This window comes from Staphylococcus sp. KUGN1 (genome assembly GCF_045984185.1).
In the GTDB taxonomy this organism is placed as follows: Bacteria; Bacillota; Bacilli; order Staphylococcales; family Staphylococcaceae; genus Staphylococcus; species Staphylococcus warneri_A.
The window spans coordinates 136597-158433 of record NZ_JBJQIL010000002.1 but is presented as its reverse complement, the minus strand read 5'-3'; the positions used below and the strand labels follow the sequence as shown (position 1 = coordinate 158433).

Here is a 21837-nt window from a genome sequence, read left to right as displayed (position 1 = left end):
TAATTATAAAATGAATCATTTGGAAAAGGCGGTATAGTAATGAGTGACTTTCAGAGAGAGCAAAGAAAAAATGAACATGTTGAAATAGCGATGGCTCAACATGATGCTACATTATCTGATTTTGATAAAGTGAGGTTTGTTCATCATTCGATTCCAAATATTGATGTAGATGATGTAGATTTAACAACTAAGACGTCCGAGTTTAATATGAAATACCCAGTTTATATTAATGCCATGACGGGTGGTAGTGAATGGACAAAACAAATTAATGAAAAATTAGCGATTGTTGCACGTGAAACGGGGCTTGCAATGGCGGTAGGCTCAACACATGCTGCATTACGAAACCCTAAAATGGCAGAATCATTTACGATTGTTCGAGAAACGAATCCAGACGGTGTTATCTTTAGTAATGTTGGTGCTGATGTACCTGTAGACAAAGCAGTTAAAGCTGTTGAATTATTAGATGCACAGGCACTACAGATTCATGTTAACTCACCACAAGAATTAGTGATGCCTGAAGGTAATCGTGAGTTTGCTAATTGGATGGAAAATATCGAAGCAATTGTTAAAGCAGTAAATGTACCAGTGATTGTGAAAGAAGTAGGATTTGGTATGAGTAAAGAGACATATAAATCACTGCTTAACGTTGGTGTTACATACGTCGATGTCAGTGGACGTGGTGGAACCAATTTCGTAGATATTGAAAACGAGAGACGTTCAAATAAAGATATGGACTATTTATCTAATTGGGGACAATCAACAGTTGAATCACTATTAGAAAGTTCTGATTTTCAAGATAAACTGAATGTCTTTGCGAGTGGAGGTTTACGTACCCCATTAGATGCTGTGAAATGTTTAGCGCTAGGTGCGAAAGCAGTAGGTATGTCGCGTCCGTTCTTAAATCAAGTTGAGCAGGCCGGTATAACACAAACGATTGAATACGTTGAATCATTTTTAGATCATATGAAGAAAATAATGACAATGCTAGATGCTAAAGATATCAATGAATTAACCCATAAAGATATGATATTTAATACTGAATTGTTATCTTGGATTGAGCAACGTGGTTTAGATATCCAAAGAGGTTAACTGAATCAAATTAAATAAGCCCGTACGTAAGACATGAGCATGTCTTGCGTACGGGTATTTTATTATTGGAAAAATTGTATGAAGCCCATAACAATGATGACACCTATTAAGTCGATTAAGAAAGCACCGACAATAGGGACAACTAAATAGGCTTTTGGAGAATTGCCATATTTTTTAGTAATTACATCTAAATTCGCCATTGCATTAGGTGTAGCACCTAAACCATGACCTATAAATCCACCGACCATTACTGCTGCATCATAATCTTTTCCTAAACCTCTAAATAGAACGAAAATAGAGAACAAGATCATAAATACAACTTGTACAAGAACGATAATGATTAATGGTAAAGCTAATGAGTAAATTTCAGTTAGCTGAATGCTCATTAAAGCTAATGATAAGAAGATACCTAGCGAAATATCTCCAATTTGTTCGTTAATTTTTAGGTCAACAATGTTGAAACCAGCAGCTTCAGAAATATTACGCACGAATACTGCGACAAACATTGAACCTACATACATTGGTATATTAACGTTAGTTAAATCAGTAAATGTATTTCCAATATATGTACCAAGTGCCATACAGAAAACTAAAATCGTGAACTGTATAAAGAAAATTTGAGTAGGTTTATATTTTTCATGAAGTGATTGATTATATTCAACTTCACCATAATTCTTAAATGAATCGTCACTATGTTCAGGTTTTAGGTTATAACGTTTAATTAAGAACTTAACAACTGGTCCACCAATTAAACCACCAAATACTAAGCCTAATGTTGCGGCTGCAAGGGCGGCTGTGACAGCGGAATCAATCCCCATATCTTGAATGGTTTTACCATAAGCGGCCGCATTACCATGACCACCTTCCATTGACATTGACCCTGCAGTTAAACCTAGTAAAGGTTTGATATTTAATAACTTCGCTAATGAAATACCAATTACATTTTGACAGAATGCCATAATACCACAGAACATAAAGTACAATAGCATGACCTTTCCGCCAACTTTAAATAGTTTAAGAGATGCACCGAGTCCGATTGTTGTGAAGAATGCCAACATAAAGAAATCCTGTATAAATGAGGCATCTAATTTAATTTTCACAATATTAAATGAATCTAAGACAGCTACTAAAATAGCAAAAATTAAACCACCAATTACTGGTGCTGGAATACAAATTCTTCTTAAAATCGAGACATGATTAATGATCGTTTGACCAATAAGATATAAAATACATGCTAAACACAGTGTGGTAATAGCATCTAATTCAATCATTTTAACTCCCCCTTAGAAGTTATCCCAAAACCTATGTTTATGTGCTATTCAATTAAAATATGTAATCGTTATAAAAAGCCACAATATCCATTATACATATGTGTGCACAATAAATCTAGTTTTGAAATTAATACCAATTATATTTATGGCTATTACTCATTAATCTAAAAAAGTTTTTATCTTTATTAATTTAAAAGTGTGGAAGAAGAGAATATGATTATTCGTAAGTAATTATTATCTAGTACCTTGCAATGTACAGTAGCGGGTGTTATATTATAGATACTAACTACTGTGTAATGTTCAGTACTGATTATTACACTATGGAGGTTTAACTATGAACACACAGTTTAAAAAGGGTGCATTAGAACTGATAGTCTTACTTATCATTAAACGAGAAGATCAGTACGGTTATTCTTTAGTACAAAATATTTCTCGTTATATGACGATTGCAGAAGGCACTGTCTATCCTTTGCTACGAAGATTGGTAAAGAACGGAGAACTATCGACGTATTATCAACCATCAAGCGAGGGACCAGCAAGAAAATATTATCGGCTTACCGATCAAGGTCAAGAAAGATTAGCATTATTGAAAGAAGAATGGCAAATGTTTTCAAATGCAGTTAATACCTTTGTAGAGGAGAGTGAACGCAATGAATAAAGATACTTATCTAAAACAACTCATAAGTCATTTAAAACATATGGATAAAGATGAGAAAAAGGATATCTATAATGAATACGAAACACATTTTGTAAGTGGTAAAAATGAAGGTAAATCTGAAGAAGAGATTGCAAAACATTTAGGAAATCCTAAGATGATTGCTAAAGAATTAAATGCTTCATTGGCTATTGATAAAGTTAATGAGAAAAAGAATGCAAAAAATATTTTGAGTGCTATTTTAGCGGTCATGGGTTTAGGATTACTTAATTTCTTTATTGTATTAGTACCGGCATTCTTTTTATTTATGTTTTTGCTTACTTTAGTTGTATTTACAATCACACTCTTAAGTGCACCAGTATTTTTAATTATTAAATATATTACTGAAGGTGTAAATTCTATTATTTTATATGATGTTTATATGAGTGGTTTCATGTTTGGTGTCGGTTTAATGCTATTAGCTATTAGCATTTTCTTATGTCATTGGATACTTAAATTAACGATTATGTATTTAAAATGGAATATCTCAATTGTGAAAGGAAGTGTTCATTCATGAAAAAGCTAGTCTTAACGTTATTTATTTTTGGACTAATTTTAAGTATTGGTTTTGGTATAGGCGTTTTTTCAGAATGGAAAACATTAGCTTCAAAGAAAGACAATGGCACTAAGTTAAATAAAGTTTATAAAGAGCGTATTAATAGCATTAACTTAGATGTTGATGAAAGTGATATTGAAATCAAACATGGTAGTAAGTTCTCAATTAAAGAAAAAGGCAACGAAGATAAGAAAGTCAATAGTAGTGTGAAAAATGGGAAGTGGCATATTAGTGATCAAGACCATCAATCAAATATTAATTTTAGAATTGGTTACATGACAAAGCACAAATTAGTAATCACAGTTCCAAAAGCGATTGATCATTTAACTGTAAAAGGTGACTCTGGTGATGTCACTATCGACAATATAATAAGTAAGAATACAGATATTACGGTAGATTCATCAGATATTTTCTTGAAAGATAGTAAGCTAGGAAAACTAAAAGTAAACAATGATTCAGGAGATATATCAACAACTCACATTGAATTCACCAACGGCAAAGTAAACAATGATTCAGGCGATATAGAATTGAGTAAGAGTGTTCCAGATCAACCCTTATATGTATCGAACGATAGTGGAGATATTACTTTGAATTATCAACATCACCCTAAAAACACAACATTTATTGCACATAATGATTCAGGAGAATCAAAGTTTGATAACAAAGAATTTAAGCGTCATCGAATTGGAAATGGGGACAATAACGTCGAGATGTTTAATGACTCTGGGGATATCAACGTGCAATAAAGTCAATTTTAGAGGTCAGAATTGAAGTTGTTCTGGCCTCTATCATTTTATTTCCAAGTGTCATCAGGATTTAGGAAGTCTGATTTCTTCATTCGAGAAACATAAGGGTTCCCTTTAACTGTGTAACGAAGTGGTTTGTTAGTCCATTCGCCTTTATTCGGTATGCCTATACGTCCGCTTTCAATAATTGATTTAGGGTATTTACGATGTTTGATGTCGATAGAAAGGCGACATTGATTTAAAGTAGCGCCATCAATTGAACGTGGAATATTAAAGGCTTTAGTCCATTTTCCAGGACCATTAGTTACTTCAAACCCACTTTTGCCACGATTAATTTTCATAGCTTCAATACCATCTTCAGGTTCAATTGCGCGTATAAGCACACCTTCAGGTACACCAGCATCTCTTGTCACAAAGTTAATTAGTAGATGCGTATGCATAACGTGTGCATAAATCGTACCACCTGATTGATATAAAGATGTCACTTTAGGTGTTCGCTTTCCACCATATCCGTGAGCAGCACGATCTTTAATACCTAAATAAGCTTCTGTTTCCACAATATAGCCAGTATATGTTTGTTGATCATCTTGATATATAATACGAACACCGAGTAAAGCTTTAGCAATGTCCGTTGTGCTACGTTGTCTAAAATCCATAAATTTGGCACCTCTATAAAAATATTTGTTATAAGAATTTATTCTAAAATTTCTTAAAATATTTTTGATTTATATTTTTAAATGTCTTGTTGTTTGATACAATGACAATAGAAACAATATTATTACTTAATTAATGTATCAGAGTTATTAAGAGTAATAAAATAAATTGAATTGATGATCTGAAGGGAGCCACTAACATGAGAGAAAAAGTTGGTTTTAAAGCATCATTTAAATTATTTTGGTCAAATTATTTTAATTTTAAAGGGAGATCTAGACGTAGTGAATATTGGTTTATGCAATTATGGCATTTAATCTTTATGTGTCCTGCCATTATACTTATGATTATTGGTTACCCAAGTTTATTCTTAGGTGCATTTAATGAAAGTAGTGGCGTTTTAGGTGTTGGGATTATTTGTATATTTATAGGGACTATTTATATACTCATTTATTCATTGGCTACCATTATTCCTAATTTGGCTATTTTAGCACGTCGCTTCCATGACACTTCTCGTTCAATGTTGATTCCAATGATTGCGTTTGTCATTGGAGTATTATTGAATGTATTTAATATTGTTATTAATGCTAGTGGCCTAATAGATAATGTAGGCGCATTGATCACATATTATATTATCGCTTTAATCTGTCTCGTATTAGGTGTTTATAATATTGTGGTGAGTTGCTTAGATAGTAAGAAGGAAAGCAACAAATATGGCCCAAGTCCTAAATATGAAATGAACGAACCGGTTAACGAACCGAATTACAATCCAGTTGACAAAGCGAAGTTATATCGCAATACAACAAATGAAATTTAAATTTTTAAAGGCTAGTGTCATTAATGATGCTAGCTTTTATTTGAAAGTAAGTGTCATATATATTTGACACTTACAAAAATGACTGTCTATAATTAAAGTAATATTAACTGAAAGAAGTGATTGATTGCGTTGAATAGAGTGAAGCAATATCGAGCACATCAAAAGATGTCTCAACAGGAGCTAGCTAGGCGCATTGGTGTATCTAGACAGACAATCAATATGATAGAAAATGATAAATATAATCCATCGCTTAAATTATGTATAAACATAGCTAAAGTATTATCCGTTACACTTAATGATTTGTTTTGGGAAGGTGATTAATTATTTTTAACAAATTCACATTTAAAGATGAATTGAAAAATGAAATTATAAGTGCTTATTTAGCAAAAGTAAGTGTGGTTGTATGTATGATGATATTTTTAATATGGTATTTTGAAATCGTTTTTGATATCAATCGAAGTTATCTATCGCCTTTTTTAATAGGTGGGTTACTGATTCTGATAGTGACCCTGTGTAGATTAGTTATGTATGAAGAGTTTGTAGGTACACCGATGATTTATGTTAATGATGAGAAAGAAAAACGATTTTTAAATCGTAGAACAAGAATGAAACATATCCCTTTTTTAATTTTAATTATGCTATATCTAACATGTGTTGATAATATAGTGGTACCTTTAATAACTCATATTAAAATGTTCGATCATTTAGTTTCGAGTATAGGTTTTATGATTGCGATTATAGTTATGATGTTCGTGAGCGATAAACGTATCAAAATATCTGACACACCCACTGTTCCAGCAATGGAGAAGATTAATACACAAGATCGTATGCTTAATATGATTCCAAATTATAATTTCAGTGATGAATATGAAAGAACTCGAATAATTAAGGCATATTCAAGTAATGCATTATGGCAATTAATCGTGTTATTGTTTGTAAGTATCATTGATATCATTGTTGAACATATTATGGGGCATGTGCCTATTTCGAGTTATGTGGCAATTGCAGTAGTTGTCATTGCAGCACTATGTATCACTTATCGAATAAAAAAACTTAAATCATAAAAAATAGCTATACTTGCGTTGAATCAATTTTATCAACGACAAGTATAGCTATTTATATTTAATAACAATTATTCTGTTTCGTGGATATATGATAGTTCTGGATGTTCACGACCTAATAAATCATGTAGTTTTTGATATTTATCAAATAGTTTTTCATAATGTTTTACTTTTTCTGGATCTGGTTGTTTTTCATAGTATACAGGTTGTTTCATGTGTTGTACGGTTTCTCTTAATGTATCATATGCACCACCCACATTTGCGCCCAACATAGCAGCGCCTAATGCTGTTGCATTTGATGATTCTAAAACGACAACTTTTTTATTTAATACGTTGGCATAGATGTCTACGAGTAATCGACTTTTCTTAGGAATACCACCAGAAGCATAAACAGTATGAACTGGAATATCATTATCTTCGAATTGTTTCATAATCATTTTAGTACCGAAAGCAGTAGATTCTAAGTAAGCACGATGAACCATTTCGAATGGTGTTTGCAATGTTAATCCAAAGACACTTCCTGTTAAATGGCTATCACTTAAAATACTTCTATTACCGTTGTGCCAGTCTAAGACAACCACGTGTTGGTCTTCAACAGAAATTTGAGATGCGAGGGTCTCTAAATATTCTAAGACACTCTTATCTTGTTTCGCTGCTTCTTCAACGATATGTTGTGGTGCCATACGTTCAGAGTAACTGAATAAATCACCTACAGCTGTTTGACCCGCTTCATAAGCATATAACCCAGGAATAATAGCGTCTTTAACTGAACCTGTAATAGAAGGGATAGGTTCTTGTTTCGGGTCTAACATTAAGTGACACGTGCTTGTTCCTATAACCGGTGTGAATTCACCTTTTTCAATTGCACCTGCACCTAAAACGCCAGAGTGGGCATCAATCATGTAAGGGGAAATCTGTACATTGGAAGATAGTCCCCATAAGTTTTGATAGTACTCTGATAATGAACCAGCGCTATCTCCAATTTGAATGACAGGTGCTTCACATTTATCTTTGACGATTTGTGGTAATTCTGGATCTACAGTTTCAAAGAAATCATAATTAAAGCCATTTACTTCATCATAGAATCCTTTGAATCCTATACCACAGTTAGAGCGAATATTTTGATTGACGAGTAAGCTCGTCATATAATCTCCAGCTTCCATTATATAATGGGCACGTTCTAATAACTCAGGTGCTTTATGTTTTACTTCGAGAATTTTTGGAATCATCCACTCACTGTTTACACTATGGCCATAATAATCTAACCAATTTTGATTGGCTTTTTCATTGGCTTCAACCATTTGAGTTGCTTCGTCTTGAGCGCCATGATGTTTCCATAATTTAACATAGGCATGAGGATGATTTGCTAGGTCTTCATTCATATGTAATGGTTTGAAATTTTCATCTAAAAAGACGACTGTACAACTAGTAAAGTCAACACCAATACCTACGACCTCATCTTTATTAACTTGGCTTTCTTCTAAAACGTGTTTCACACCGTTTTCTAGTACGTGGTGATAATCACCAGCATGTTGTAAGAAGTAATTATGGGGTAAGGTTTCTCCACCTAATTCTTCAGCGATGGTACCATGTTGATAAGTCTCTTCATAACTTGAAACAATTTTTCCATCAGATGTATTTACTAAAATGACACGACCAGATGCTGTGCCGTAATCGATACCAATACTATAACTCATTCTATATATCCCCTTTAAATTTAATGTCTTGTTTAATTATCTCTAAGAAGTTAATTTTAATTTAATCTTCTATGATAAAATTAATGATAGTGCTTACATAAATAATTGTAAAGTTTGACATATTGCAAAATCTAAATTCATTAATAGAACTAATAATGTTATATTAAATAATAATAAAAATATGATTTGGGGAGGGTAAACATGTCATTACATATTGATCATGTGACGAAGAAGTTCAATCAATTTACAGCAGTCAATGATATTTCTATTCATCTTGAAAAAGGGAAGATGCTTGGTTTTTTAGGTCGTAATGGTGCAGGTAAGACAACTACCTTTAGAATGATATTAGGATTAAGTGAACCAACTGAAGGACACATTACATATGATGGCCATGCGATAGATCAATCAATGTATAATCGAATTGGGTACTTACCTGAAGAACGTGGCTTACATCCCAAAATGACTGTTGAAGATGAACTAACATATCTTGCAACACTCAAAGGAATGTCTAAATCTGACATTAAGAAAAATATTGATTATTGGCTCAAACGATTTGCTATTACAGAAAATCGTCATAAGCGCATTGATGCATTATCCAAAGGTAATCAACAAAAAATTCAATTATTAGCAAGTATGTTGCACCAACCTGAATTACTTATATTAGATGAACCCTTTAGTGGATTAGATCCTGTTAATGTTGAATTACTCAAATCAGCCGTAAAGGATTTGAATGATCAAGGTTCAACAATTATTTATAGTTCTCATCGTATGGAACATGTTGAAGAGTTATGTGATGATGTATGTATCTTGAACCATGGTGAACTTGTAGTTTCAGGTGACATACATGACGTGAAAGCATCACATGGTTATAAACAAGTTATCATTGAAACGGATAAATCAATGCCTGACATAGCAGATATTGAAGGTGTGTTGGATATTGAAACCAATAAACGGCATATTAAAGTGACGATACAAGATGAATCCGTTGCAGAAAATGTATATCATCAAGTCATCTCTCATGGATATGTACGTCGATTCCAAATGTTAGAGCCTTCTCTGAAAGACATCTTTATTGATAAGGTGGGTGATTTACATGAATAAATTTTGGGCTACATTCGGCCTTACTTATAAGAGTAAAGTGAAATCTAAATCCTTTATCATCTTCATGGCGATTGTCATTATTTTAATGATAGCATTATCCAATGCCGATAAAATCATGGATATGTTTAAAGGTGACGGTGATCAAATCGGTATCGTAACGAATAGTGAACCCATATATAAAGCCATTAAGCAACAAGGAAATGTGATTGATGAAGATGCTTCATTTAAGAAGGTAAATAAACAAGAAGCTAAGAAGCAAGTAAAAAATGAAAAGCTAAAAGAAGCCTATATCATTAAGCTGAAAGATAAACAACAGTTATCAGCAACTATTATCAGTAAAGAAAGTGTCTCACAAGAAAAAGAGCAAAAAGTAAATGGGGTACTGACATCAATTCAATCAAAACTAGTCGCATCGCAACTACATCTCAATAACAATGATTTGAAAAAATTACAGTCTCAAAGTAAGGTTGACAGTCAAGTCCTATCAGATAAGAAAAATCAACAATTGAATGAAGGTCAAAAACTACTTAATTTAGTTCTAGTGTATGCGATACTAATGTTGATGTTCTTTATTGTTTTCAATTATGCAACGCAGGTCGCAATGGAAATTGCTAAAGAGAAAACATCAAGAGTCATTGAAATGATTATTACTAGTGTGTCGCCCATTACTCATATTATGGCTAAGATTGCAGGGGTTATCGCTGTCGCGTTAACACAAATCGTAATGATTGTTGTTGTAGCTATCATTTGTATCTTTGCCTTTGATTTAAAACGAATGTTAAAAGGTTTCGATGTATCCATGAGTCATATCACTTGGCAAGTTTTAATCGTAGGTCTGTTATGTATGATTATAGGCATCTTAACATACGTATTGTTAGCAGCTATATTAGGTTCTTTAGCAACAAGAATTGAAGATATTAATCAAACGTTAATGCCATTAACGTTATTTGCAATGATTGCTTTTTATATCGCGATTTTTAGTATGTTTAAACCAGAAATATTATTATTAAAAATCACTAGTTTTATTCCATTTTTAGCACCTTTTGAATTGTTAGTACGTGCTCAATCGACTGAGTTACAAGTTTGGGAAATCATCGTTAGTATATTAATCTCAGTTGTAGTCATGCTTATTTTATTATGGATTGCTGTTAAAACATATAAAGATTCTGTATTAACTTTTGAAAAAGGACTTTTTAACACCATTAAAAAGGTTATGAAAAAATAAATAAAAGAGGAAGTGCATTAAATTAAACTTGTAAGAGTTTACAAAATGTTCTTCCTCTTTAATTTGCATTTTACTATGGCATATTAGTAGAAAAAGTGTAACAATATGTATGTATTAGAAAGCACGTTAATATTATACAATAGATGATAAATACGCGTCACAATTGACATTAAACATTGATTAGTGACTCACTATCCCGAGTCACATAGACATATGTATTTAACGATAGCACAATAAAGTCCATGTCTCTGATTTAAGAGGTAGATATTTAATATGACTTCATGTATGTTGTATAAAGTGAAGTTTCATAGATAATTAATAGGAAGGCGTTATGATTGTGATGATGTATTCATTTCTCATATTTATATTAGCGGGTGTATGTGAAATTGGAGGCGGCTACTTAATATGGTTATGGCTTAGGGAAGGTCAACCATCCTGGCTAGGCGTTATTGGCGGCTTGATACTCATTTTGTATGGTGTGATTGCAACACTACAAACATTTCCAACATTTGGAAGAGTATATGCTGCATACGGGGGCGTATTCATCGTTATGAGTTTAGTTTGGTCTATGCTTATTGATAAGAATATGCCAGATAAATACGATATATTGGGTGCATTAGTCTGTTTAATAGGCGTTTTAATTATGCTGCTGCCACATAGGGCTTAATAAACGTGTTTGAAAGGGAGAAGTATGTAATGAATGTTGAAATTGAGCATCAAAGATATGGTGTAGACTTAATTAAAATTGATAATGAAGAGACCAAAATTGTGTTTACTAATTATGGTGCAAGAATTGTGTCATGGAAATATCATGACAACAATATTGTATTAGGGAATGTTGTTGAAGCGGACGAATTTTATTTTGATAATCCATTTAGATTTGGGGCGACTGTTGGACGATATGGTGGCCGTATTTCAAATGCGACTTTTAATTTAGAAGGAGAAACATACAAGTTAGAGGCCAACGATGGCCAACATCATATACATGGTGGCAACCATGGTTTAGACTCTAAATTATTTGACTATGAAGTTATAGACGATTTAGGACATGTCAAAATCATTTTCAAAACAACGTTACAAGAAACAGATGATCATTATCCTGGAAATATGGAGATTAAAGTCACTCATACATATGATGCGGATCATTGTTGGACAATTCAATATGAAGCTACATCAACAAAGACTACTTTGTTTAACCCGATGAACCATGTTTATTTTAATCTTAATCGTGATAATAACGTTATTGATAATCATCGAGTGTCTAGTTCTAAATTGAATATGTATCCACTTAATGAGGAGCATATGATCAGTTCAGACAGTACGTTAGATTTACAACGGATATTTAATAAGGACGACATATACTTTAAAGACATATTTGAAAGTAGCCATGATCAAATAGCACAACAAGTGGCTCAATTTAATGGTTTAGATCATCCATTTAAAGTAGGGGAACAACAATTATCAATAGATAATGATGAGTTTCAATTAGATGTTAAAACTGATATGCCTTATGTCGTATTATATACATTTAACCAACCGAAAAATTGGAAAAGTGACGCCAATATTTATAAAGCACATTCGGGTTTAACAATCGAGGCACAATATTTGCCAAATGATATTAACTTATATGATGATCAAGCTTATTCAATATTAAAAGCTAATGAAATGTTTTATTCACAAACGAGCTATCAAATTCATGAAAAATAAGCAAAAGAGTAGAACAAACATCGTCATTTACGATGTTTTTGTTCTACTCTTTTTATTGTTTTATTTTTATGTTTATTTTGTTGCACGTTGATACATTTTTTCTAGTTTCTCATATCTTTTAGCTGATAAATATGGATTCTTCAATGCTAATGCGATTCGGTCTGCATTTTTTCTGTCGTTATAATAAATATCGTTTAATGTTTGTACAGAGAGTTGTGTGTCCAATTCAGCTTCCTTTATTAATTCTAAGTGATGATGTTGATTCACAAACCCTTCTTTAATGACGCGGCAATAAAAACCTGTTTTTCCTGATTGAGACATACGTTTGACTAAATCAGAAATCCCGTACTTTGCTTGGATTTTCCAGCAGGGTTCTCGAATTTCAGAAACTTCGATAATTGCATCACCTAATTGATATTGGTTGCCGAAATAAACGTTACTTTCATCTAAATCTTCGATTGTCAAATTCTCACCAAACATGGCGTAGTCTGGCATATCAAGTAAGTCATCACGATACATGTCATAGTTCGATTTACTAAAACAACATATCGCTTTATCTGGACCACCATGATCTTTATAAGCTTGTTCATCATCAACAAATCCTAATTTTGACAACCACATTTGACCTTTAAAAGGTTGTTTATTAATTGCTGATTGCATGGGTTTAGCCTCATTGTATTGTAGCGATTCTATCTTTCCGGTAGAAATAGCATACACTGGTATCATTATGGTCCCCCCTTAAAAGATTGATTAAGTGATATTTTACTATACATTTGTATTTTTATGAAAGATTTTAAAATATATTAAAAATTAAACGTCAAATACGGTATGTTAAATTGAAAAAGTCATGTAAAATAAGAAATGTAAACGATTTAGAAAAGGGGCTCATGACGTGATGAATGATGTAAAACAACTTAAATTGATGACGCTTGATGATGTTTTAAGTCAAATCGAGGATGGTATGACACTTGGTATTGGAACAGGAACTACAATTGAGTTATTAGTGCCTAAAATTGCTCAACTTATTAAAGAAAAGCATTATAATATTATCGGTGTTTGTACTTCTAATAAGACGGCGTTTTTAGCTAAAGAATTAAATATTAATATTGTTGATGTGAATGATGTTGAAAAAATTGATTTAGCTATTGATGGTGCTGACGAAGTAGATCCTCAACTTAACCTCATTAAAGGTGGCGGTGGAGCGCTATTTAGAGAAAAAGTAATCGATGAAATGGCAGACCGTTTTGTGGTTATTGCTGATGAAAACAAAGTTGTTAACTACCTAGGTGAAACATTTAAATTACCGGTTGAAGTAGATAAATTTAACTGGTATCAAGTTGCTAAGAAAATAGAAACAATTGGCGGCGTGACAACACAACGTCGTGTTACGGATGATGTCCCATTTACGACTGATAATGGTAATTATATTTTAGATTGTGCATTACCAAAAGGTATCGATCCTTATGAAATGCATGAATTTTTAATTCATATCACAGGAGTACTAGAAACAGGCTACTTCCTTGATGTTGCTGACCAAGCAATTATTGGAACACAACAAGGTGTTAAGAAGATGAACAGACAAGATTAATATCTTTAAAGTATGAGTCAATGTTCTGATAAACTAATTTAATTATCATTCACAAAATAAACCGTCCATTCAAATCAACGAATGGACGGTTTTAATTATAATCTTAATATTTATTGTTAGGACTATGTTCTTCAGTCTGTTTGATTTCATCTTTTAAATCAGAAACAACAGATGAGCGACGATCTTGTTTATATGATGAATGTTCTTTTAAATGATCAGTTGAATCAGAGTCATGGGCATCATCATGGTTTTGAATGTCGTGTTTATTATCTTGATGTCTAGAATCTAATGCGTCTTTATGGTGGTCATGATCGTCTGATCTTGAACTATAATCATGATTAGTTTCAGAATAATCATTGTCCTTATCATCGTTAACGTGATCTAAATAATTATTAGGTTCTACTTCGTCTAAACTTTGATTCGTCTTTTTATAAAAGATAGCACGAATGATTAAGCTTGAAATGATATAGATTAAACCAACCGCAGTTGTAGCTAAGGCGATGACTTTCATAGAGAATAAATCGCCAATTTCTTCACTAAACAAGAATACTAAACCAAATGACATTGCTGCGTGGAAAAGCGTAGCAATATAAATAGTACGTCCATTAGTGGCTCTAATTAACTCACCCACAATCATTGAGAAAGCGAATGTATATAAGAAATGATAGCCAGCGAATTCAAGGCCGTATGTTGTATTAGCATTAAATATAGAGTAAATGATACCTACAACAATACTAGCAAATAATGTGTTCATCTTAGTTTCAACGATGTGTTGCAAATATGAACGGAAACCAAATTCTACTACGAACGCCATAATTAAATGACCAATTAAAATTGCGAATATTGACACAGATAAATCAGATGCCTGTAGTAATATAAAACTATCTGCAAATGTATTGAAGCAGAACATACCGATAATAAAAATAAATAAAGGTATGATTAATGCGAGTAATAAACGCTCAATAACTTTGAGACTAAAAGTGAATTTTAAACTCGCCATTTGTTCTTTTTTATGTTTAAAGACAAGTAGACATATGATAGCTGCAATAAATGGGGAAAGATCTGTAATGTCGAATACAAAACGTTTCACCCCTAATGCTGCTTGGAAATCTCTAAGTATTATGAATAGGGCCATTGTTACGACAAAAAACACAAATATTGTCAGTGCCCATTGAAACCCAGAAATTCGATTGTTTTTCATTTTATGTAACCTCCATTACGGAAACAAGCAATTATTGTTTTATTTACAATTATACATCTTAAAAGATGATAGATAAATTGTCTATTTTAATTATCATCAAAATGTAATCGTAATGAATTATAAACGTAATTAAATTTAGGATAAACGGGAATATAAGAACAACATTGAATTAAGTATGTGCCAAAGTTATACTTTAATTATAAGGATAAAGCAAAGAAATCAAGGGGGAAGAACAATGTATCAACAAGCTGAACCAAGCTTATGGACCGGAAGATTAGATAGTGAAACAGATGCAAAACAATTTAGACATTTTCAAACTATTCAATTTAATGACTTAAGACAAGTAGAATTAGCATCTAAACAAAAAGGTGTTGGTATCTTAGGTTATGCGATTGATAAAGGTGTAGAACTAAATAAAGGGCGTGTAGGTGCAAAAGAGGGGCCTAATGCGATAAAAAAAGCATTCGCTGGCTTACCAGATTTGAATCAATGTGAACAAATCGTTGATTATGGAAATGTCGAGCATGATCATGACGCACTAATTGATACTCAAAAGGAATTTGCAGAATTAGCAGCCAAGTCTATTCATAATCATAAACAAACATTCTTATTAGGTGGTGGGCATGATATCGCTTATGCACAATATTTAGCGACTAGACAAGTGTATCCTAATGAGTCAATTGGGGTTATTAATATTGATGCCCACTTTGATACACGTGATGAAGGTGAATCCACTTCAGGTACGAGTTTTAGACAAATACTAGAACAAGATGACAATGCAGATTACATGGTATTAGGTATATCTCAAGGTGGTAACACACAAGGTTTATTCGACTATGCTAAAGAAAAAGGTGTATCATTTGTTTATGCTGATGAATTATTACATCAAGTATCACCACCGATTAAAGATATGATTGAACGATTTATTCACGATCATGATGTAATCATGTTTACGATTTGTATGGATGTTGTAGATAGTGCCTTTGCTCCAGGTGTAAGTGCTCCAGCAGTCTTGGGCATCTATCCACATACAGTGTTTGAATTAGCAAAGCGCATTGTCCCAAGTGAAAAGGTTAAATCAGTAAGTATTGCTGAAATGAACCCTAAATACGATCAAGACAATCGTACAGCGAAACTGATTGCGAATTTAGTGCATCACTTCTTATTATAAATTCCAATAATCAATACATTGTTCAATAAGAGAAAGTACTTGTTCAGAGTGCTTTCTCTTTTTTAAATAATTAATATAAATTTTGCGTCCTAAATTAGGGCGTATTTTAATGTAGTCTAAATTCCGTGTATTAAATGATTGGTAATAAAATCGAGGAATAACCGCATAACCAATACCTAAATGGACTAGATTAGTAGCGGATTCAAAACGATCAGATTCCATAATGATATTAGGGTGGATACCTACTCTATTAAAATAATCATCTAAGTGTTTACGAACTTGAGAATTTTTATTCGGCAAAATTAAAGGTAATTCATCCAATTGAATCGTTTTTTGCTTTGGAAATGCATCTTTAGGTGTTAGTAATATATAAGATTCTTTATATAATGCGATCGATGTAATATCTTGATGGCGTATTTCCTCGTTTGTTAAGGCAAAATGAACATTAAAGTTGGTAAGTTGCTCAATAGATTGATGTTGATCATGTACCTCATAAATACGGTATTGTTGATTAGGATAATGTTTGTGATGAGCATGAATGACATTGGCCATCCATTGACTCGTAGATTCTAAAATGCCCATTTTAATACGGGGTTCCGAAGACACATTTAAATCATACATTTTTTCAACTGTAGAACGATAGGATTCTACTAAATCCTCAGCATATTTATAAAACTGAATACCTTTTTCAGTGATTTTGATATCTTTAGTGGTACGCATAAATAAATCGTATCCTAAATCAGCTTCCATCTTTTTAATAGCTGCAGTTAAGGAAGGTTGACTAATATGTAAAAAATTAGCGGCTTTCGTAAAACTATTGTATTTTACAACGGCTAAAAAATATTCTAATTGAATGATTTTCATAGGTCATCTCCTATTTGTCATAGTTTTTATCTATAAATAATTAGTTTATTTATATTTGTTATCTATATCTTAGCATAATATAATATAGTTGTAACAACCTGATTAATAGTGATTGTTATCTTTTAAATAGTACGAATATTTAGAAGATAATGATTAAAGAGAAACTTAATTTATTTTTGGATTTTGATATTATTTCGGATGGGAGAGATAGTAATGAGAGAAATTCATGCAAAAAAAGGGTTAGATATCGAATGTAAAGGTTGGGAACAAGAAGCAGTACTACGAATGCTATATAATAACTTAGATCCAGAAGTAGCGGAGCACCCAGAAGAGCTTGTGGTATATGGTGGTATTGGTAAAGCTGCTCGTAACTGGAAAGCCTTTGAAGCTATTGAAAATACATTAAGAGATTTAGAAGCAGATGAAACAATGCTTGTACAATCTGGTAAACCAGTAGCGGTATTTAAAACACATGAAGAAGCGCCACGAGTATTAATTTCAAATTCAGTTTTAGTACCTGAATGGGCGAACTGGGATCACTTTAATGAACTAGATAAAAAAGGCTTAATGATGTATGGCCAAATGACAGCAGGTAGTTGGATTTATATTGGTTCACAAGGTATCGTTCAAGGTACTTATGAAACATTTGCTGAACTTGGTAATCAAGAATATCAAAGTGATTTAACTGGTACAGTAACACTTACTGCTGGATTAGGTGGTATGGGCGGTGCACAACCACTTGCTGTGACTATGAATAATGGTGTAGCTATTTGTGTAGATGTCGACGAAAGTCGTGTTGATAAACGTGTCGAAACAAAATATTGCGATATCAAAACTAACGATTTAGATGAAGCATTAAAATTAGCTGAAGACGCTAGACAAAAAGGGGAAGCTTTATCTATTGGATTAGTAGGTAATGCAGTAGACATTCACAAAGCTATTTTAGACAAAGGATTTAAGATTGATATTATTACTGACCAAACAAGTGCACATGACCCATTAAACGGTTATGTCCCACAAGGTTACTCAGTTGAAGAAGCTAAAAAACTACGTAAAGAAGATCCGAAAAAATATGTAGAATTATCTCAAGATTCAATGGCCAAACATGTTGAATTAATGCTTGAATTCCAAAAACAAGGTGCTGTTGCGTTTGATTATGGTAACAATATCCGTCAAGTTGCATATAACAACGGTGTGAAAAATGCATTTGATTTCCCAGGATTTGTGCCGGCATATATTAGACCATTATTCTGTGAAGGAAAAGGTCCATTCCGCTTTGCAGCGTTAAGTGGTGATCCAAAAGATATTGAACGTGCAGATGAAGAAATGAGAAAGTTATTCCCAGATAATGAAAAATTAATTCGTTGGTTAGATCTTGCAGAAGAAAAAATTTCTTACCAAGGTTTACCATCAAGAATTGCATGGCTAGGCTATGAAGAACGTGCCAAAATGGGTCTAGCACTTAATAAATTAGTGCGTGATGGTGAAATTTCTGCACCGATTGTTATCGGACGAGATCATTTAGATTCAGGTTCAGTAGCAAGTCCAAACCGTGAAACAGAAGGTATGCGTGACGGGAGTGATGCAGTAGGTGACTGGGCTGTACTTAATGCATTAATTAATACAGCAGCAGGTGGCTCTTGGATTTCATTCCACCATGGCGGTGGCGTAGGTATGGGTTATTCATTACATGCTGGTATGGTTGTTGTTGCAGATGGTTCAGAACGTGCAGATCGTCGATTAGGACGTGTATTAACTACAGATCCGGGTATGGGAGTAGTAAGACACGTTGATGCTGGTTATGACATCGCCATTCAAACGGCAAAAGATAAAGGCATCAAAATTCCAATGATTGATGAAGCAGGTGATAAATAATGAACGATTTAATTATTCAAAACATTAAAGAGCTTATTTTACCAAAATCAACTGATCGTCCTTTAAAAGGTGCAGAACTTGATCAACTAGATGTGATTGAAAATGGTACGGTCGTTGTGAACGATGGCAAAATTGTATATTCAGGACCACATACTGATAAATATGATGCTGAACAAGTGATTGATGCAACAGGTAAAGTTGTGTCACCATCATTGATTGATGCACACACGCACTTAGTTTTCGGTGGCTCAAGAGAACATGAAATGTCATTGAAACGTCAAGGTAAATCTTATTTAGAAATATTAGAGTCAGGTGGCGGTATTTTATCAACAGTTAAAGCCACACGTGACATAAGTGAAGAAGATTTATTCAAAAAAGCTGAACACGATTTACTAACAATGATTCAACATGGTGTTTTAGGTGTTGAAAGTAAAAGTGGTTATGGTCTAGATAAAGAAAATGAATTGAAACAATTAAGAGTATCTAATCGTTTAGCAGAGAAATACGGTTTAGATATGAGACACACCTTCCTAGGACCACATGCGGTTCCAGAAGAAGCAGAGTCTAATGAGGCGTTCTTAAATGAGATGATTGAACTTTTACCAGAAGTTAAAGAATATGCAGACTTTGCAGATATCTTCTGTGAAACAGGTGTATTCTCAGTTGAAGAATCTAGACATTATATGCAAAAAGCGAAAGAGGCAGGATTTAAAGTTAAAATTCATGCAGATGAAATTGATCCACTTGGTGGTCTAGAGTTAGCTATTGATGAAAATGCAATTTCTGCTGATCATCTTGTTGCTTCAAGTGCAGAAGGTAAAGCTAAATTAAAAAATAGTGACACAGTAGCCGTATTATTACCAGCTACGACATTCTATTTAGATAAAAACGATTATGCAGATGCAAGAGGCATGTTAGATAATGATGGGGCTATCGCTATTGCAACTGACTACAATCCTGGTAGTAGCGTAACTAATAACTTACAATTGGCAATGGCAATAGCCGCATTAAAATTAAAACTTTCACCAAATGAAGTTTGGAATGCTGTAACAGTTAATGCAGCAAAAGCAATTGATTTAGACGCAGGTACAATCAATGAAGGTGACAAAGCTAACATTGTTATTTGGAATGCGCCGAACCATGAATATATTCCATATCACTTTGGTATTAACCATGCTCAAAAAGTGATTAAAGATGGTAGAGTCATTGTGGATAATGAATTTTCATTAGACTAGGACAAAGTGTTCATTGATATGACCGTGCCGACGTTGTCGGTACGGTTTTTTGTTTATAATAAAAGGAAAAAATATATTTTTAGAAAAGTTTGACAATTATGTTAGTATATATAGAAAAATAATTTTAGGTTGAAAGGGATGGAGATATCAATGACTGGTTATACAGATTACGTGAATTGGCGACGTACATTTCACCAATTCCCTGAAATATCAGAGAAAGAATATGAAACTACGCAACGACTTAAACGTATATTAGAAGCACATGATATAAAAATTTTAGATTTACCGTTAGATACAGGATTAGTTGCAGAAATTGGACAAGGGGACCAAATGATTGCGATTAGAACTGATATAGACGCACTACCTATCAATGAGCAAGTTGAACATGAATTTACATCAACCAATCAAGGTGTCATGCATGCATGTGGTCATGATATTCATATGGCAAGTATATTAGGGGTTGCAACACAATTGAAAGCCCAAGAGAGTGAATTAAATGGTCGAGTGAGAATCATATTCCAAGCGGCTGAAGAGCTAGGTCATGGAGCTAAAAAGGTAGTAGATACAGGGGCATTAGATGGTGTGAAAGCAGTATTAGGATTCCATAATTATCCAACGATGGACATTGGTGACTTTGCTATAAAGAAAGGGCCTATTACGTCTGCTGTAGATCGCTTCGAATTTGAGATTAAAGGAAAAGGGGCACATGCTGCTAAACCAGAACAGGGTAATGACCCAACCGTTGCTTTAGGTCAACTGATTAATAGTTTACAAACGATTGTAAGTAGAAATTTATCTGCTTTTGATAATGCAGTTGTTACTATTGGTGAAATTTCATGTGGAAATACATGGAATGTCATTGCCGATCAAGCCTATGTACAAGGGACTGTCCGTTCATTTAAACCAGAACATAGAGCATATATCAAACAACGAATGAATGATATTGCTGATGGTTTAGCACGAACATTTAATATACAGGTAGATTGCCGATATACACGACTTCCTGGAACAGTAATTAATGATGATGAATTAACTGATATGGCGATAGAAGTAGCAAAAGATATCGGTTATCATGTCTCAATGATGGATTTACCATTAACGATTGGTGAAGACTTTTCAGGTTATACAGAAACGTATCCTGGTGTATTTGCATTCATAGGATCTAATAGTGAGTATGACTTACATCATCCTTTATATGATCCAGATGAGCGTATTTTAGAAAAAGTGCCAACTTATTTTGTGACACTGGCGAAACGTCTTCTGAATCAATAGTCACTATACATTGTAT

22 protein-coding genes are annotated in these 21837 nt (G+C 33.2%); 16 read left to right on the top strand and 6 right to left on the bottom strand.

Annotated elements, in window-relative coordinates:
• Nucleotides 1–39 precede the first annotated feature (39 nt).
• Nucleotides 40–1089, top strand: a complete 1050-nt coding sequence (gene fni, locus ACJQQZ_RS07235) for a type 2 isopentenyl-diphosphate Delta-isomerase (protein ID WP_002450255.1) — start codon at nt 40–42, stop codon at nt 1087–1089.
• A 62-nt stretch (nt 1090–1151) separates the two neighbouring features.
• Here fni and gltS read toward each other — a convergent pair whose 3' ends face one another.
• Nucleotides 1152–2360, bottom strand: a complete 1209-nt coding sequence (gene gltS / locus ACJQQZ_RS07230) for a sodium/glutamate symporter (protein ID WP_002451949.1) — start codon at nt 2358–2360, stop codon at nt 1152–1154.
• Between the two features lie 334 nt (nt 2361–2694).
• Between gltS and ACJQQZ_RS07225 the strand changes: the two genes are divergently transcribed.
• The 3 genes from ACJQQZ_RS07225 to ACJQQZ_RS07215 are packed head-to-tail and all read left to right on the top strand — an operon-like array spanning nt 2695 to nt 4356.
• Nucleotides 2695–3018 carry a PadR family transcriptional regulator gene (locus ACJQQZ_RS07225; RefSeq protein WP_002451950.1) on the top strand — a complete coding sequence of 108 codons (324 nt, stop codon included), beginning with the start codon at nt 2695–2697 and terminating at the stop codon, nt 3016–3018.
• Nucleotides 3011–3571 carry an HAAS signaling domain-containing protein gene (locus tag ACJQQZ_RS07220; protein ID WP_049424193.1) on the top strand — a complete coding sequence of 187 codons (561 nt, stop codon included), beginning with the start codon at nt 3011–3013 and terminating at the stop codon, nt 3569–3571. The genes ACJQQZ_RS07225 and ACJQQZ_RS07220 overlap by 8 nt, the downstream gene beginning before the upstream one ends.
• A complete protein-coding gene (locus ACJQQZ_RS07215) occupies nt 3568–4356 on the top strand; it encodes a DUF4097 family beta strand repeat-containing protein (RefSeq protein WP_002451952.1) in 789 nt (262 codons plus the stop codon). Before ACJQQZ_RS07220 ends, ACJQQZ_RS07215 begins: the two co-directional genes overlap by 4 nt.
• Nucleotides 4357–4403: 47 nt before the next feature.
• Here the strand turns inward: ACJQQZ_RS07215 and ACJQQZ_RS07210 are convergent, their stop codons facing one another.
• Complete coding sequence (locus ACJQQZ_RS07210; RefSeq protein WP_002451953.1) at nt 4404–5012, bottom strand: DNA-3-methyladenine glycosylase; 609 nt, start codon at nt 5010–5012, stop codon at nt 4404–4406.
• A 197-nt stretch (nt 5013–5209) separates the two neighbouring features.
• On the opposite strand from ACJQQZ_RS07210, the gene ACJQQZ_RS07205 reads away from it, so the two are divergent.
• The 3 genes from ACJQQZ_RS07205 to ACJQQZ_RS07195 all read left to right on the top strand — a co-directional run bounded on the left by ACJQQZ_RS07205 (nt 5210) and on the right by ACJQQZ_RS07195 (nt 6888).
• Entirely contained in the window at nt 5210–5824 is a 615-nt protein-coding gene (locus tag ACJQQZ_RS07205) for a DUF805 domain-containing protein (protein ID WP_002451954.1), read from the top strand.
• 129 nt (nt 5825–5953) lie between these two features.
• Entirely contained in the window at nt 5954–6145 is a 192-nt protein-coding gene (locus ACJQQZ_RS07200; protein WP_037552506.1) for a helix-turn-helix transcriptional regulator, read from the top strand.
• Between the two features lie 86 nt (nt 6146–6231).
• Nucleotides 6232–6888, top strand: a complete 657-nt coding sequence (locus ACJQQZ_RS07195; RefSeq protein ID WP_261369317.1) for a hypothetical protein — start codon at nt 6232–6234, stop codon at nt 6886–6888.
• Nucleotides 6889–6956: 68 nt separating this feature from the next.
• Here the strand turns inward: ACJQQZ_RS07195 and ACJQQZ_RS07190 are convergent, their stop codons facing one another.
• Nucleotides 6957–8582, bottom strand: a complete 1626-nt coding sequence (locus tag ACJQQZ_RS07190) for a ribulokinase (protein WP_408023105.1) — start codon at nt 8580–8582, stop codon at nt 6957–6959.
• A gap of 201 nt (nt 8583–8783) precedes the next feature.
• Between ACJQQZ_RS07190 and ACJQQZ_RS07185 the strand changes: the two genes are divergently transcribed.
• From ACJQQZ_RS07185 to ACJQQZ_RS07170, 4 genes are all read left to right on the top strand, one after another.
• On the top strand, nt 8784–9683 hold the full coding sequence (locus tag ACJQQZ_RS07185) for an ABC transporter ATP-binding protein (protein WP_002451958.1): 900 nt from the start codon (nt 8784–8786) through the stop codon (nt 9681–9683).
• Nucleotides 9676–10908, top strand: a complete 1233-nt coding sequence (locus ACJQQZ_RS07180) for an ABC transporter permease (RefSeq protein WP_145505513.1) — start codon at nt 9676–9678, stop codon at nt 10906–10908. Before ACJQQZ_RS07185 ends, ACJQQZ_RS07180 begins: the two co-directional genes overlap by 8 nt.
• A gap of 340 nt (nt 10909–11248) precedes the next feature.
• Entirely contained in the window at nt 11249–11575 is a 327-nt protein-coding gene (locus ACJQQZ_RS07175; protein WP_037552511.1) for a YnfA family protein, read from the top strand.
• Nucleotides 11576–11604: 29 nt separating this feature from the next.
• Nucleotides 11605–12615: an aldose epimerase family protein gene (locus ACJQQZ_RS07170; RefSeq protein ID WP_145505510.1), complete on the top strand. Its 1011-nt coding sequence runs from the start codon at nt 11605–11607 to the stop codon at nt 12613–12615.
• 72 nt (nt 12616–12687) lie between these two features.
• Here the strand turns inward: ACJQQZ_RS07170 and ACJQQZ_RS07165 are convergent, their stop codons facing one another.
• Nucleotides 12688–13341, bottom strand: coding sequence for an MOSC domain-containing protein (locus tag ACJQQZ_RS07165; protein ID WP_049424181.1), 654 nt, complete (start codon nt 13339–13341; stop codon nt 12688–12690).
• A gap of 169 nt (nt 13342–13510) precedes the next feature.
• On the opposite strand from ACJQQZ_RS07165, the gene ACJQQZ_RS07160 reads away from it, so the two are divergent.
• Nucleotides 13511–14203 (top strand): ribose 5-phosphate isomerase A, encoded by a 693-nt coding sequence (locus ACJQQZ_RS07160; RefSeq protein WP_002451963.1) that lies wholly within the window; start codon nt 13511–13513, stop codon nt 14201–14203.
• A 103-nt stretch (nt 14204–14306) separates the two neighbouring features.
• Here the strand turns inward: ACJQQZ_RS07160 and sdpC are convergent, their stop codons facing one another.
• Nucleotides 14307–15404, bottom strand: coding sequence for a peptidoglycan release complex CPBP-like subunit SdpC (gene sdpC / locus ACJQQZ_RS07155; protein ID WP_145505507.1), 1098 nt, complete (start codon nt 15402–15404; stop codon nt 14307–14309).
• A 235-nt stretch (nt 15405–15639) separates the two neighbouring features.
• Here sdpC and hutG point away from each other — a divergent pair, with 235 nt between their 5' ends.
• Nucleotides 15640–16575: a formimidoylglutamase gene (hutG, locus tag ACJQQZ_RS07150; protein ID WP_002451965.1), complete on the top strand. Its 936-nt coding sequence runs from the start codon at nt 15640–15642 to the stop codon at nt 16573–16575.
• Here the strand turns inward: hutG and ACJQQZ_RS07145 are convergent.
• Nucleotides 16570–17439 (bottom strand): LysR family transcriptional regulator, encoded by an 870-nt coding sequence (locus ACJQQZ_RS07145; protein ID WP_002451966.1) that lies wholly within the window; start codon nt 17437–17439, stop codon nt 16570–16572. The genes hutG and ACJQQZ_RS07145 overlap by 6 nt on opposite strands.
• Before the next feature lie 213 nt (nt 17440–17652).
• Here ACJQQZ_RS07145 and hutU point away from each other — a divergent pair, with 213 nt between their 5' ends.
• The 3 genes from hutU (at nt 17653) to ACJQQZ_RS07130 (ending at nt 21821) form a co-directional block, all read left to right on the top strand.
• Nucleotides 17653–19314 carry a urocanate hydratase gene (gene hutU / locus ACJQQZ_RS07140; RefSeq protein WP_002451967.1) on the top strand — a complete coding sequence of 554 codons (1662 nt, stop codon included), beginning with the start codon at nt 17653–17655 and terminating at the stop codon, nt 19312–19314.
• Nucleotides 19314–20549, top strand: a complete 1236-nt coding sequence (gene hutI, locus ACJQQZ_RS07135) for an imidazolonepropionase (protein WP_002451968.1) — start codon at nt 19314–19316, stop codon at nt 20547–20549. Before hutU ends, hutI begins: the two co-directional genes overlap by 1 nt.
• A 150-nt stretch (nt 20550–20699) precedes the next feature.
• Entirely contained in the window at nt 20700–21821 is a 1122-nt protein-coding gene (locus ACJQQZ_RS07130) for an amidohydrolase (RefSeq protein ID WP_145505502.1), read from the top strand.
• The last annotated feature ends 16 nt before the right edge of the window (nt 21822–21837 follow it).

What these genes read in the sequence shown, in the direction of transcription:
- fni (WP_002450255.1), top strand. Translation starts at nt 40, where the DNA reads ATGAGTGACTTTCAGAGAGAGCAAAGAAAAAATGAACATGTTGAAATA.
- gltS (WP_002451949.1), bottom strand. Translation starts at nt 2,360, where the DNA reads ATGATTGAATTAGATGCTATTACCACACTGTGTTTAGCATGTATTTTA.
- ACJQQZ_RS07225 (WP_002451950.1), top strand. Translation starts at nt 2,695, where the DNA reads ATGAACACACAGTTTAAAAAGGGTGCATTAGAACTGATAGTCTTACTT.
- ACJQQZ_RS07220 (WP_049424193.1), top strand. Translation starts at nt 3,011, where the DNA reads ATGAATAAAGATACTTATCTAAAACAACTCATAAGTCATTTAAAACAT.
- ACJQQZ_RS07215 (WP_002451952.1), top strand. Translation starts at nt 3,568, where the DNA reads ATGAAAAAGCTAGTCTTAACGTTATTTATTTTTGGACTAATTTTAAGT.
- ACJQQZ_RS07210 (WP_002451953.1), bottom strand. Translation starts at nt 5,012, where the DNA reads ATGGATTTTAGACAACGTAGCACAACGGACATTGCTAAAGCTTTACTC.
- ACJQQZ_RS07205 (WP_002451954.1), top strand. Translation starts at nt 5,210, where the DNA reads ATGAGAGAAAAAGTTGGTTTTAAAGCATCATTTAAATTATTTTGGTCA.
- ACJQQZ_RS07195 (WP_261369317.1), top strand. Translation starts at nt 6,232, where the DNA reads ATGATGATATTTTTAATATGGTATTTTGAAATCGTTTTTGATATCAAT.
- ACJQQZ_RS07190 (WP_408023105.1), bottom strand. Translation starts at nt 8,582, where the DNA reads ATGAGTTATAGTATTGGTATCGATTACGGCACAGCATCTGGTCGTGTC.
- ACJQQZ_RS07185 (WP_002451958.1), top strand. Translation starts at nt 8,784, where the DNA reads ATGTCATTACATATTGATCATGTGACGAAGAAGTTCAATCAATTTACA.
- ACJQQZ_RS07180 (WP_145505513.1), top strand. Translation starts at nt 9,676, where the DNA reads ATGAATAAATTTTGGGCTACATTCGGCCTTACTTATAAGAGTAAAGTG.
- ACJQQZ_RS07175 (WP_037552511.1), top strand. Translation starts at nt 11,249, where the DNA reads ATGATGTATTCATTTCTCATATTTATATTAGCGGGTGTATGTGAAATT.
- ACJQQZ_RS07170 (WP_145505510.1), top strand. Translation starts at nt 11,605, where the DNA reads ATGAATGTTGAAATTGAGCATCAAAGATATGGTGTAGACTTAATTAAA.
- ACJQQZ_RS07165 (WP_049424181.1), bottom strand. Translation starts at nt 13,341, where the DNA reads ATGATACCAGTGTATGCTATTTCTACCGGAAAGATAGAATCGCTACAA.
- ACJQQZ_RS07160 (WP_002451963.1), top strand. Translation starts at nt 13,511, where the DNA reads ATGAATGATGTAAAACAACTTAAATTGATGACGCTTGATGATGTTTTA.
- sdpC (WP_145505507.1), bottom strand. Translation starts at nt 15,404, where the DNA reads ATGAAAAACAATCGAATTTCTGGGTTTCAATGGGCACTGACAATATTT.
- hutG (WP_002451965.1), top strand. Translation starts at nt 15,640, where the DNA reads ATGTATCAACAAGCTGAACCAAGCTTATGGACCGGAAGATTAGATAGT.
- ACJQQZ_RS07145 (WP_002451966.1), bottom strand. Translation starts at nt 17,439, where the DNA reads ATGAAAATCATTCAATTAGAATATTTTTTAGCCGTTGTAAAATACAAT.
- hutU (WP_002451967.1), top strand. Translation starts at nt 17,653, where the DNA reads ATGAGAGAAATTCATGCAAAAAAAGGGTTAGATATCGAATGTAAAGGT.
- hutI (WP_002451968.1), top strand. Translation starts at nt 19,314, where the DNA reads ATGAACGATTTAATTATTCAAAACATTAAAGAGCTTATTTTACCAAAA.
- ACJQQZ_RS07130 (WP_145505502.1), top strand. Translation starts at nt 20,700, where the DNA reads ATGACTGGTTATACAGATTACGTGAATTGGCGACGTACATTTCACCAA.